General features: G+C 65.0%; 10 protein-coding genes. All 10 read right to left on the reverse strand.

The features are described from left to right. Complete coding sequence (locus AB4Y31_RS15765; RefSeq protein WP_368674711.1) at positions 1-834, reverse strand: MotA/TolQ/ExbB proton channel family protein; 834 nt, start codon at positions 832-834, stop codon at positions 1-3. Positions 835-898: 64 nt separating this feature from the next. Further along, on the reverse strand, positions 899-1,666 hold the full coding sequence (locus AB4Y31_RS15770; RefSeq protein ID WP_368674712.1) for a TonB family protein: 768 nt from the start codon (positions 1,664-1,666) through the stop codon (positions 899-901). A gap of 60 nt (positions 1,667-1,726) precedes the next feature. Continuing rightward, complete coding sequence (locus AB4Y31_RS15775; RefSeq protein WP_368674713.1) at positions 1,727-3,532, reverse strand: amino acid ABC transporter permease/ATP-binding protein; 1,806 nt, start codon at positions 3,530-3,532, stop codon at positions 1,727-1,729. Between the two features lie 25 nt (positions 3,533-3,557). Further along, on the reverse strand, positions 3,558-4,883 hold the full coding sequence (locus AB4Y31_RS15780) for an LLM class flavin-dependent oxidoreductase (protein WP_368674714.1): 1,326 nt from the start codon (positions 4,881-4,883) through the stop codon (positions 3,558-3,560). A gap of 39 nt (positions 4,884-4,922) precedes the next feature. Continuing rightward, on the reverse strand, positions 4,923-5,924 hold the full coding sequence (locus AB4Y31_RS15785; protein ID WP_368674715.1) for an LLM class flavin-dependent oxidoreductase: 1,002 nt from the start codon (positions 5,922-5,924) through the stop codon (positions 4,923-4,925). A 163-nt stretch (positions 5,925-6,087) separates the two neighbouring features. After that, positions 6,088-8,544: a TonB-dependent receptor plug domain-containing protein gene (locus AB4Y31_RS15790; RefSeq protein WP_368674716.1), complete on the reverse strand. Its 2,457-nt coding sequence runs from the start codon at positions 8,542-8,544 to the stop codon at positions 6,088-6,090. A gap of 189 nt (positions 8,545-8,733) precedes the next feature. Beyond that, positions 8,734-9,675 carry an ABC transporter substrate-binding protein gene (locus AB4Y31_RS15795; protein WP_018438538.1) on the reverse strand — a complete coding sequence of 314 codons (942 nt, stop codon included), beginning with the start codon at positions 9,673-9,675 and terminating at the stop codon, positions 8,734-8,736. Positions 9,676-9,727: 52 nt separating this feature from the next. Further along, on the reverse strand, positions 9,728-10,285 hold the full coding sequence (locus AB4Y31_RS15800; protein ID WP_368674717.1) for a GNAT family N-acetyltransferase: 558 nt from the start codon (positions 10,283-10,285) through the stop codon (positions 9,728-9,730). Positions 10,286-10,523: 238 nt separating this feature from the next. Then, positions 10,524-11,528, reverse strand: a complete 1,005-nt coding sequence (locus AB4Y31_RS15805; protein WP_368674718.1) for a succinylglutamate desuccinylase/aspartoacylase family protein — start codon at positions 11,526-11,528, stop codon at positions 10,524-10,526. Between the two features lie 250 nt (positions 11,529-11,778). Continuing rightward, a complete protein-coding gene (locus AB4Y31_RS15810) occupies positions 11,779-12,006 on the reverse strand; it encodes a transposase (RefSeq protein ID WP_368674719.1) in 228 nt (75 codons plus the stop codon). Between the last annotated feature and the right edge of the window lie 73 nt (positions 12,007-12,079).

The following is a 12,079-nucleotide window of genomic DNA, read 5'->3' on the forward strand; positions in this document are numbered from 1 at the left end:
TCAGGCTCCGCTCACGGCCGCGCCACCGTTGACGAACGCCGCGTGCGCGGCGGCCACGCCGCTGCCGGCATGCTCGTTGCGCGCGCCGCCGCCCGGGTTCACGCCGGGCGCGCCGGCGGCATGCGCAAGCCGCGCCTCACCCGCTTCGAGCGCGCGCGACAGCTCGACCTCGACGATGCCCGCGAGGGTGCCGAGACGGTTCGCATACGCGCCGAGATCGCCCGATGCGCGGTTGTACGCCACCACTGCGGGAATCGCGGCGACCAGCCCGAGCGCCGTGGCGAACAGCGCCTCCGAAATGCCCGGCGCGACCACGGCGAGGCTCGTGTTGTTGGTCGAGGCGATGCCCTGGAACGAGTTGATGATCCCCCACACCGTGCCGAACAGCCCGACGAACGGCGCTACCGAGCCGACCGTCGCGAGCAGCTGCAAGCCGCGCTGCAGCTGCTCGATTTCGACGCCGGCGGCGATCTGCGCGACGCGCGCGATGCGCTCCTTCAGCGCGTCTCGCGCGGCGGGCGTATGCGTCAATTGCGCGGCGTGGCTGCGGTCCCATTCGGCGGCGATCGCGGTTTGGACCCGCGCGAACGGGTCGGCCGGCTCGTTCGCGAGCGCCTCGGACAGCGCGGCGAGTCCGTCAGGCTGCGCGAGCGCGGTCTGCCAGCGCGCGGCGCGGGCGCGCAGTTCGCGAAAGCGCCACAGCTTGTCGGCGATGACCGCCCAGCTCGCGAGCGAGGCGAGCGCAAGCAGCACCATGACGATCTTGACGATTGCGTCGGCCTGCAAAAAAAGCCCCCACGGGGACAAGTGCTGCGCAATTTGAACAGTGCTCATGAAGTGAAGTCCTCAACGATGATGCGTGGCAGGCCGTTGGACGGTTGGTTGGTTGGTTGGTCGGTTAATCGGCCTGATAAACGATGGCGCCCTGCAGCACATACGACGAGCCGCCCAGATCGGGCAAGCGCGGGAACGGCGCAGCGGCGCGGATGGCGTCGTTCGCAGCGGCGTCGAGCGTTGCGTCGCCGGACGAATGCAGTTCGCAGTGCAGAAGCGACCCGTCGGGCGCGAGCGTCAGCCGGTAGCCGACGCGTCCCTCCAGGTGGTTGAAGCGCGCGATGCGCGGATAGTGCGCGGCGGCGCTGCTGTTGATGCGCTGGAACACCTGGTTCACGTAATCGGAGGGAATGCCCTCCTGGCCGATCACGCGCGACGCCGGGGGAGCGGACGGCGCGGCCACGGGCGCAGGCGTGGCCGATTGCGCGGGCGGCGCGTCGCCGATCTGCGCGGTCTCGGCCGGCGCGGCCACCATTCGCGGCTGCGGCGCGGGCGCGCTGCGCAAAGGCTGCGGCACGACACGTGGCACGCTGCGATGGACCGGCTCGGGCTGGGCGTGGGGCACTTCCTTGAGCGGCTCCACCTTCGGCGGCACAATTTTCAGGGGCTGCGGCGCGGGCCGCTCCAGCACCAGCGTGACCACCTTCTCGGACGGCGCGCTCTTCGGCACATACGAGGACCAGGCGACCAGCGCCGCGACCGCGGCGGCGTGCAGCGCGACTGATGCCAGCAGGCCGCGCCGATCGCGCCACGGCGAGGGCTCGGGCCGCGCGGGCGCATACGCGGAAGGCGGTAACGGCCACAAGAGAGCAGAAGACTCGAGCGTGCTCATAAATGATTCCTTTACGCGGACGATCAGGTTCAGTAGTTCGGCAACCCGGGCGGATCGGTGTCAGAGCACCTTCGACAAAAATTCCCGCGTGCGAGGATGCTCCGGCGCCCCCAGCACCTTCCCCGGCGAGCCGGACTCGACGATGCGGCCACGATCCATAAACACGATCGTGTCGGCCACTTCGCGCGCAAAGCCGATCTCGTGCGTGACGATGACGAGCGTCGTGCCCGAGCGGGCCAACTGGCGGATCACGTCGAGCACTTCGGTGACGAGCTCAGGATCGAGCGCGGAAGTCGGTTCGTCGAACAGCAGGACCTTCGGCTTGAGCGCAAGTGCGCGGGCAATCGCGACACGCTGTTGCTGGCCGCCCGACAGCTGGCGCGGCCAGGCATCGGGCTTGTCAACGAGACCGACGCGCGCCAGCAACTCGCGCGCGAGCTGCTCGGCATCGGCGCGCGGCACCCCGGCGGCGATCGGCGCTTCGACGACGTTCTCGAGTACATTCAAGTGCGAAAACAGGTTGAAGCCCTGGAACACCATGCCGACCTCGACACGCCGCGCGAGGATGTCCTTCTCCTTGAGCTCGTAAAGCGTGCGACCCTCGCGGCGGTAGCCGACCAGTTCGCCGTCGATGTCGATGAAGCCGTCGTCGACGCGCTCCAAATGGTTGATCGAGCGCAGCAGCGTCGACTTGCCCGAGCCCGATTTTCCGAGTATCACGGTGACGCTGCCCGATGGCACCGTCAGCGAAATATCGTCGAGCACTTGGTGCGTGCCGAAACGCTTCGACACGCGATGGATGCGTACCGCGCCACCGGTGCGGCGCTCGGCCCAGCGGGCCGCGTCCGCGGCGTCGTTCGCCGGCGCGGTCCTCTCCGGCTGCGCGGCCTCTGGCGGGTTCGCCAGCGCGGCTCGACGGCCCAGCCAGCCCGCGAAAACTGCGCCGAGGCGGGAGCGAGCCGGATTGCGAGTGGCGCCGCGCGCGAAATAGCGTTCGACGTGCACCTGAATCGCGGACAGCACCGTCAGGATGATCAGATACCAAACGGTCGCGACCATCAGCAGCGGAATCACTTCGAGGTTGCGGTGATAGATGATCTGCACGGTGTAGAACAGCTCTGGCATCGCGAGCACATAGACGACCGAGGTACCCTTCGCGAGGCCGATCACGTCGTTGAACGCGGTCGGCAGAATCGAGCGCATCGCCTGAGGCAGCACGATGCGCCACGCTTGCCGGCCGCGCGGCAGGCCGAGTGCCGCAGCCGCCTCGAGCTGTCCCTGATCGACCGACAGAATCCCGCCGCGAATAACCTCCGACGAGAACGCCGCGTGATTGAGCGCAAGCCCAAGCACGGCGGCGAGGAACGGTCCGATCAGTTCGGTGGTCGGCTGCTCGAAGAACGTGATGTGCGTGAACGGCACGCCGAGCCACACGTGCTCGTACAGATAGCCGAGATTGTTGAGGATCAGGAGCAGCACGATCAGCGGGATCGAGCGGAACACCCAGACGAACGCCCACGCGCACGCCGCGAGCAAGGGCGAATGCGATACGCGCGCGAGCGCCACCGGCACCCCGAGCAGGAAGCCGAAGCTCGCGCCGAGCGCGGTCAGCAGCAGCGTGCGGCCGAGCCCCGACAGCACCGGCTCAGCAAAGAACCATTGCGCAAACACGCCCCAGCCCCAGCGCGGATTGCCGAGCACCGAGCTGCCGACGATCACGATCAGCGCGATTGCGAGCAGCGTGCCTGCCGTGCGCGCGCGATTGCGCGAGGGCACGATCCGGTAGTGCGCGTAGTCGTCGGGCTGGCGCGCGTCGGCGCCGAGCAGATGGGCCGGCGCGGTGGTGTGCAGCAGGGAATCGCTCATGAACCGCTCCTTCTCGCGCGCGCCGTCAGGCCGTTTCCGCGAGCGCGTAGCGGCTTTCGCGTCGCGGCAGGCCGAGGTGATCGCGCAGCGTCTTGCCGGCCGGCGAGCGGCTGTAGCGGCCACGCGCTTCGAGCACCGGCAGCACGTGCGCGATGAAATCGTCGAGCCCCTGCGCCTGGACCGGGAAGCCGAGAATGAAACCGTCGGCGGCGCCCGCGTCGAGCCAGCGGATTAGCTTGTCGGCGATCTGCTCACCCGTGCCGACAAACTGCGAGCGCGGCGTCGCGACGTTGAGCGCGACCTCGCGCAAGGTCAGGCCGTCCTTGCGCGCATCGGCCTTGATGCGGTCGGTGGTCGAGCGGAAGCTGTTCTTGCCGAGATCCCCGAGCTCGGGGAACGGCGCGTCGAGCGGATATTGCGTGAAATCGTGGTGATCGAAAAAGCGCCCGAGATAGGCCAGCGCCTCGTCGACGGAGAGCAGATTGCGGATCGCGTCGTGCTTCGCCTCGGCCTCTTCAGCGCTCGCGCCGACGATCGGCCCGATGCCCGGATAGATCTTCACGTCGTCGGCCGAGCGGCCATGCTCGACCGCGCTTTGCCGCACGCGCTCCCGGAACTCGCGGTTCTCTTCGAGCGACGGCGAATGCGTGAACACAGCATCCGCGTATTTGCCTGCGAGCGCGATGCCGGCGTCCGACGAGCCCGCCTGGAAGATCACCGGCTGCCCCTGCGGCGAGCGCTGGATATTGAGCGGCCCCGCCACCTGGAAGAATTTGCCTTCGTGATTGAGCGTGTGCAGCTTGTCGCGATCGAAAAAGCGGCCGCTCTCGCGGTCGCGCACGAACGCGTCGTCGTCCCAGCTGTCCCACAGGCCCTGCGTGACGCTCAGATATTCGTCGGCGATCTCGTAGCGCAGCGCGTGATCGGGATGTGAGCCTCCATAGTTCTTAGCGGTCCCTTCGAGCGGCGTGGTCACGACGTTCCAGCCCGCACGCCCGCCGCTGATCAGATCGAGCGAGGCGAACTGGCGCGCGACCGTGAACGGATCGCTGTACGACGTCGAGACGGTGCCGGCCAGACCGATCGTCTTCGTGACGGTGGCAAGCGCCGAGAGGATCGAGATCGGCTCGAAACGGTTCAGGAAGTGCGGTATCGACTTCTCGTTGATGTAAAGACCATCGGCCACGAAGCCGAAGGCGAAGCCATGCGCCTCGGCCTTCTTCGCAATGCCGACCATGAAATCGATGTTGACGCTCGCATCAGCCGGGCCGGCCGGATGCTTCCATGCGTTCATATGGCCGCCCGGGCCGTGCAGCATGATGCCGAAATTGATGTTGCGCTGAGTAGACATGGTCGAGTCCTGGTAGCGGGTATTGGGGCTGAACGGAATTCAAAGCGCCGCGGCATGGACCGCGCCGGCCAGCAGCTCGACCGATGCGAGCCGCAATGAGTAGTCAGTCACCGGCGAATCGATCACGAACTCGTCGATGCCATAGCGCGCTTGCAACGCGTCGAGCTGCGCGCGCACCGCGTCCGGCGTGCCCGCGATCACGTGCGGGCGCGTTTCGTCGAGGCGGTAGTCGGTGATGCCGGCTTGCCGCGCGAATTCCGCGGCGACTTCCGGGCTCGGCAGATTGACGCTCTGCCCGCTCGCGAAGCGCATCTTGAAGATACGCAGCGGTCCGATCTGACGTTCGGCCTCGGCCTGCGACGCCGCCGCGAACGCAAAGAGCGCGAGCAGCGGCGCGCGTCCGGTGGCACTGCGAAAGGTGTCAAGCGAGCGCTCGATGTTCGCCTCGTCGCCGTTAAAATGCCCGGCGTAGCAGAAGTCCCAGCCGTAACGCGCCGCGAGCGCCGCGCTTTCCGGGCTGCCGCCGAGCACGATGCGCTGCGGCGCCTCCGGCGGCACCGGCAGTGCGAGGGCGCCGGCGAGTGGATGATCCTCGGCGACACCCAATTTCAAGAACGCGTCGAGCTCGGCCAACTGATGCTCGAAGTCCGACTTCTTTGTCTTGTCGTGGAACCATTGCAGCGCGCGCGTCGTCAGCGGCAGGCCACCAGGCGCCTTTCCGACGCCGAGATCAACGCGGCCCGGCGCGAGCGCCGCGAGCACCTTGAACGTTTCGGCCACCTTGAACGGGCTGTAGTGCTGCAGCATTACGCCGCCGGAGCCAACGCGGATGCGCGACGTATGCGCGAGCACGTGCGAGACAACGATTTCCGGCGCGGAACTCGCGAGCCCTGGTGCACCGTGATGTTCGGCGAGCCAGAAACGTCGGTAGCCGAGCGCCTCGGCGCGCTGAGCGAGTCGCACGGAAAAGCGCAGCGCATCGTGCGCGTTTGACCCTTCCGCGAGCGGGCTTTTGTCGAGAATCGAAAGCGAATAGGACATGGAATGAAATCCAAATTGCGCACGCGAATCCGCGCGACAAGAGGTTGAACGGGTACGATTCACCGCATCAACAGAGCAATACCGATTATGGTGAATGGCTCTTCCCGGCGTTGCGATAAATCGTGCTATCGATAGCAGCGCATGGCGCGCATCGTTTCTTCAATTAAAACTGATATCGCGCGCGCAAATAGTAGAAGCCGCCGTTCGGGCTGATCTGTGAACCCGTGCCGTCGTACTGGAGACCCTCCAATTGCGCGATGACCGGCAGCTTGTTCGGATAGGCGTCGAACAGATTGTTAGCGCCGACCGCGATTTGGAAGTGGTGCGTAATGTCGTAGCGCACTTCAAGGTCGGTGATGTACTTCGCCGAATTGTGGAACTCGAGGAAGTTTGTCGTCGAGAACGCGTTCGGTCCGCTGAAATACGTGGCCTGCGTCGTGGTCGGGCCATAGCGCGTTTCATGTAGGCTCACCGCCCACTTATCGAGACGCCAGGTGCCGCCGACGATGATCTTGTTCTTCGGCGTCGCGGTAGAAAGCCACGCGATCTGCTGCGCGTTGAGCGTCGACTGGCCGTTGACGCCGGTCGCGACCTTCGTAACCGACGTGTTGTTCACGTTCACGCCTAGATCCCAGTCGACCTGCCCCCAGGGACCGAAGCTCGAGTGATAGGTGCTCGTCAAATCGAGGCCCGTGGTGCGCGTGCTCGCGCCGTTCGTGAAGTAGCTCGCCGACACCGCACTCGCGGGCACGGTCGACGGAATCGCGATGCCCGCCGCCTGCATCGCGGCGATGGCTGCCGCGCCCGACGCCGTGCCGCCGGCGACGATGCGATTGCGGATATTGATCTGGTACGCGTCGATCGTCACGTTCAGGCCTTGCACCGGATTCAGCACGAGCCCGAGGTCGTAGTTGGTCGACTCTTCAGGCTTGAGCGGCGTCGCGCCGATCAGCCGCGCCGCCACCGAGTTGGCGGCGAGAAGTCCCTGTGCTGATTGAGGCGACACATTCAAGTTGGTGAAATACTCCTCGGCCAGCGACGGCGCGCGAAACCCCGTGCTGATGCTGCCCCGCAACGCGATCTGCGGCGTGAAGTCGTAGCGCGTCGAGATCTTGCCGTTGGTCGTATCGCCGACGTCGCTGTAATGCTCATAGCGGCCCGCGAGCTCGATCTGCCATTTCGGCGTGATCCGCGTAGACAGATCGATATAGGTGCCGAGCACGTCGCGCGAGTTGTTGCTGGCGCTGACCGGCGCGAAGCCCGGCAACGCCTGCGCCCCACCGTCGAGATACGAAGCGGGCTCGCCCGCGCCGACCGCGTAGGTCTCGTGTCGGTGCTCCACGCCCACCGACACGTTTAGCGGCGCCGGCAGCAACGCGAAATGGAATGGCCGCGAGAGGTCGAGGTTGTTGGTCCACTGTGTGTTCTGCAGGCTGCCCAGGCGAAAGCTCGTCGGCGTCGAGCCGGTGGCCGCGAACAGGCCGGTATTGGCGGAATCCACCATGCCGAGGCCAATGTAGTCGCCGCCATACGTCGTGCTCAAGTCCCACGACCAGCCGAACAGATGCTCGCCCTTCGCGCCTGCAGTGACCGAGTAGTCGTTCTCGTTGATGGTTTCCTGCGGCGTGAAACCGTTCGGATACACCGCGGGCAGCAAACTCGGCGAACGGATGTTCTGATACGCGGCAGCGTTGCGGTGTGCGTAGGTGCCGAAGCCGTAAAGCTCGACGTTGTCGCTGACGAAGTAGCCCGCACTGAAGCCAACCACTTCGCGGGTGCTGGACGGGTCGCCTTCGATCGGGTTCGGCAAGCCATTCGGGACCGTGCCGAAATCGTTGTCAAACCCCGTGCGCACCGTGTGGTTCTGCCGGTCGTATTCGGCGCTCAGATCGACGAAGCCGTTCTCGCCGAGCGCGATGCCGGTGCTCGCCGAATTGCTCTGCTTCAGGCCGTCGCCTTTGTAGGTTTGGCCGGTCGTGTTGTCGATCGAGCCGCCATGCGTGTTCGATTTCAGGATGATGTTGATTACGCCCGCGATCGCATCCGAGCCGTACTGCGCCGAAGCGCCGTCGCGCAGAATCTCGATGTGATCGATCAGGCCGACCGGAATCATATCGATGTCGACGCCGGTCGAGCCTTGCTGTGGTCCGGGGTCTAGAGAGATGTTCGCCGTGCTGTGGCGCCGCTTGCCATTCACGAGCACAAGCACATGATCGGGGGAGAGTCCGTGCAGAGTCAGCGCATCGGTCAGCAGGGCAGCATCGCCAGCATACTGCTGACGCGCGATGGCCGGCGACAGCTGCACCAGCGCGTCGCGCAGGTTGGTCTGACCTGTGGCCTGCAGCGCCTTGCCGCTGATCACGTCGACGGGGCTCAAGCTTTGCGCCGCTTTCTTGTCGGTCTCGCGCGTGCCCGTGCTGACGACGACATCCTGCACCGTGCCCGCGAAGGTCGACTGCTGTTTCGTTGCGGCCGCGCCACTCGCCGCAGCGGGAGCAGCGGCCGTCTGGGCCCGCACGGCCCCGCTTGCCAGCATAAACGCAGCCAGCGCGAGTGCTGTCTTGCGTTGCGCGTGCCCGCCGGTGCGCACGCGCCCCCTGATTTCTGTCAATTTTTGCATTGGAATCACTCGATTTCGATACGCGCGGACGCGTCAAACCATTGCCGGAAAAAGACGGCATCTCGCTGTGATTGAAGGGAAATTCGCGGCGCTGCAGCGGCCGTCGTCCCACCGGCATTGATTTGCATACCTCATCATCAATGGCGGATGGGCGGCTGCATGGCAGCCGTCATGAAACTCGTCGAGCCGTCAGGTCTTGGGCAGACCCGGCGGATTCGTCTGCGCGCGTTCGAGTGCTTCCGAGTCGAGATTCCAACGCTCGAGCACCTGACGATACTTGCCGTCCTCGATCAAGTCGTTCAGCAGGATCGTCAGCGGCGCCGCCAAGCCGCTGCCCTTGCGCGTCGCGATCGCGACCTCGGCGGTGCGCGGCCAGCCGCCGCTGATCGCGCCGACGGAGCGGATCTTGCCCTGCTGCGCCTCCTCGTAGGCGAGCAGCGCGTTCACGCTCAGGATCACGTCGGCCCGCCCCGACAGCAAGGCCACCGTGCGCACCGCGGCGTCGTCGTAGTACTGCACCTGCACCGGCTTCAATCCGCGCGCGACGTTCTCCTTGTCCCATTCGAGCAGGATCTTTTCCTGGTTCGTGCCTGCGTCGGTGATCACGCGCAAGCCCGCGATGTCTTTCGGCTCCCGGATCGACTTGATTGCGCTGCCGCTCGCGACGTAGAAACCGAGCTGATCGCGCCGATAGGTCGAAAAGTCGAATTTGTCCTTGCGCTCCTCCGTCACCGTCACGTTCGCGATCACGGCGTCGACCTTGCCCGACTGAAGCGCGAGCGGCCAATCCGGCCACGACAGCGCGACGATCTTCAGCTTGCGTCCGAGGCCATCCGCGACGAGCTGCGACAAGTCCGGATCAAATCCGACGAGCGTCTTCGCATCGGTTGCATAGGTGCCGAGCGGTGGCAAGCCCGCCACCACGCCGACGGTCAGCGCATCCTTGCCGACAAACGGAAACGCCTGCGGGACAGCGCCGATCGCGGCCGCATCGGTTGCCGCGCGTACGCGCCCGACCTGCTGCGGACTGAGGTCCAGCGGATGCGCCGCCAACGCGGCATCCGATGCGCCGAGTGCGAGCGCGAAGAACGCGGGCGCGAGCCTGCGCGCCAAGTAGTGACCAGGATTCATGATGGTGTGAAGGCGAGTGGAGAAGGCGGACCGAGGCGGTGCAAAGCCGCCGTTACTTATTGAAGCCGAGCGGCTCGAGCGGGCGTAGATCGTCGAGCGAATCGGTCCGTCCAGGTTCGAGCAGATCCTTGCCGAACGGCAACACCAGATGAATCTCGGGCGCAATCGAACGATCGAACAAGGGAGTGTAGCCGGCGTTCGTGTACAGCGCCCAGGCTTCCGGCTGCTTGAATCCGGTGGTCAGGTAGATGCGCCGATATCCCTGGCGCAGCGCACGCACTTCGAGCGCATCGACGACGCGGCGCGCGAGGCCTTGGCGGCGCAGGTCGACATGCGTCCAGATCCGCTTGAACTCGGCGGTATGCGCGTCCTTGCGCTTGAATCCGCCCCCGCCGATGGTTTCGCTGTCGCGCACCAGCACGATGAACGCGCCATCCGGCGGCGCGAACAATTCGGCCGGATAACGCGCAAGCTCGGCGGCTGCGGCGGTATCGCTATCCGCGCGATATTCGCGGTAGCGGGTCGCATATTCGTACTGCAATGCGTTGATTAGAGGCCGTGCGGCCGGATCGAGCGGGGAAACATCGACAATGTGGTCATTCGTGGCCATCGTTTAAGCGCCCAGGATGAGCCGGCCGTTCGGAAATCATCCGAGTCGCCCGGTTTTATTCATCGTTTCTTAATTGCTGGTTCAGTGAATTTGCAGTAAGTTTTCAGAAACAATACCCGAGCGTTACTCGCCAATTAACCAACTTTTTTCGATATCGATTTCGCGCGTTGCCCCATATCGACTGCATGTTTCCGGTTTCGTTGCATCCGCATCGATACGGGGGTTCGGATGGCGAGCATCACTCGTCCGGCTCGGCAAGATGGAGCAGACAATCGCCACGCTGCACGGCCGCCGTTGCGCGCTTGCAAACCACGAGCCCAGCGGCCCCGAAATGCAGCGTGACCGGTTCGCGCAATGGCGTATCCGGAAAGTGAATCCGCGCGGCGGGCTGATCGGCTTCGACTGCTTCGCCCAGTTCAACAAGCGGCTCATAGACGCCGCGCTCGTACGCGTACACGTAGTGCCGCGAGCCCGAGACGCGCATGAAGCGCGTCTCGCCCGGCGGCCGTGCGGGCACAAGCGGCCCGGTCAGCACGTCGATATGGCCGAGCAGATGCAGTAAGCCGTGCCGCGCTTCGCGCAGCAGCGCAGCTTGCACTGCGCCGCCGCCGCCCAGTTCGGTCAGGATCGAGATCGCGCCCTGGCGGCGCGCCGCCGTCGAGGCATGCACGGGATTGGGCGGATGCAGGAACGCGCGCGGCAGGCCGAACGCCGTAAGCAAGCCATGCAGCCGGTCGCGCTCTTCGGCGTCGCGCGGCTCGATCGCCAGCATGTTCGCGCCGTCATAGACGAGCGAGCTGCCGCCGGAGTGTAGATCGATCAGGTACTGCACGCGGGAGAGCAGCGTGTTCTCGATGTAGTCGGCGATGACCTGGGTAGGCGTGCCCGCCGGATCACCCGGAAAGCTGCGGTTCAGGTTGCCGCCATCTAGCGGCGAGGTGCGCAGGCCCGCTTCCGCAGCAGGAAAGTTCGCCATCGGCAGGAAGATAATCTGGCCACGCACCGCTTGCGGGTCGATTTCGCGCATCAGTTGCGAGACAAGGATTTGGCCTTCGTATTCGTCGCCGTGGTTGCCCGCCATCAGCAGCACACTCGGGCCCTTGCCGTTGCGTATTGAAGCGATCGGGACCGGAATCCAGCCGTACGCGGACCGGTGCACCGAATGCGGCAAGCGCAAATAGCCGGTATGAAGGCCGTCCGCATTCAGATCGATTTCGCTTCGAATGGGGTTGGCTTCGGTCATAGATGTCGGAAAGAAGTTAGCACGAGGCAATTCTCTTTCAAGCCGGACCGGCGCACCACCAACGATTTCGAAATACCATGCCAGTCTGCCCGATAAGCGCGGGCAGTGTGCGCTGATGAGGAGTGGAAGCCTTACGCCGGCCCGATCAGATGCAGACACTGCGTGAAGCAGTGGCGTCGCTCTCTGGGCCGATGTCTTGTCAAAAGCTGGCGTCTTTGACCGCGAGGACAAACCGCCGGTCCGTCATCGCCTACCCTTTGCTGAACGACGCGTCGTAATGACTGAACTTCTTGCGCAATCCCGCACTGCCATGCTGCCGATAGCGCCCAATCCAATCACGAATCACCGTACGCGCGATGCCATGTCGCGCTGCCAGCGTCGCCGTACCAACACCCTCGGCGAGGTACTCATCAACCACTCGTTGGCGAAGCTGCTCACTGTACTTGAAAAACACCCCAAAGGTTGGATCGATGTCCAACTTTTGGGGTGCAGTTCAGCGTGACTGGGCCTTTTGTTTTCAAGGGCTTGCAGCAGTCCTTGTTCTTTGCGAT

It is taken from the genome of Trinickia sp. EG282A (assembly GCF_040965455.1).
Lineage (GTDB): Bacteria > Pseudomonadota > Gammaproteobacteria > Burkholderiales > Burkholderiaceae > Trinickia > Trinickia symbiotica.

What these genes read in the sequence shown, in the direction of transcription:
- AB4Y31_RS15765 (WP_368674711.1), bottom strand. Translation starts at nt 834, where the DNA reads ATGAGCACTGTTCAAATTGCGCAGCACTTGTCCCCGTGGGGGCTTTTT.
- AB4Y31_RS15770 (WP_368674712.1), bottom strand. Translation starts at nt 1,666, where the DNA reads ATGAGCACGCTCGAGTCTTCTGCTCTCTTGTGGCCGTTACCGCCTTCC.
- AB4Y31_RS15775 (WP_368674713.1), bottom strand. Translation starts at nt 3,532, where the DNA reads ATGAGCGATTCCCTGCTGCACACCACCGCGCCGGCCCATCTGCTCGGC.
- AB4Y31_RS15780 (WP_368674714.1), bottom strand. Translation starts at nt 4,883, where the DNA reads ATGTCTACTCAGCGCAACATCAATTTCGGCATCATGCTGCACGGCCCG.
- AB4Y31_RS15785 (WP_368674715.1), bottom strand. Translation starts at nt 5,924, where the DNA reads ATGTCCTATTCGCTTTCGATTCTCGACAAAAGCCCGCTCGCGGAAGGG.
- AB4Y31_RS15790 (WP_368674716.1), bottom strand. Translation starts at nt 8,544, where the DNA reads ATGCAAAAATTGACAGAAATCAGGGGGCGCGTGCGCACCGGCGGGCAC.
- AB4Y31_RS15795 (WP_018438538.1), bottom strand. Translation starts at nt 9,675, where the DNA reads ATGAATCCTGGTCACTACTTGGCGCGCAGGCTCGCGCCCGCGTTCTTC.
- AB4Y31_RS15800 (WP_368674717.1), bottom strand. Translation starts at nt 10,285, where the DNA reads ATGGCCACGAATGACCACATTGTCGATGTTTCCCCGCTCGATCCGGCC.
- AB4Y31_RS15805 (WP_368674718.1), bottom strand. Translation starts at nt 11,528, where the DNA reads ATGACCGAAGCCAACCCCATTCGAAGCGAAATCGATCTGAATGCGGAC.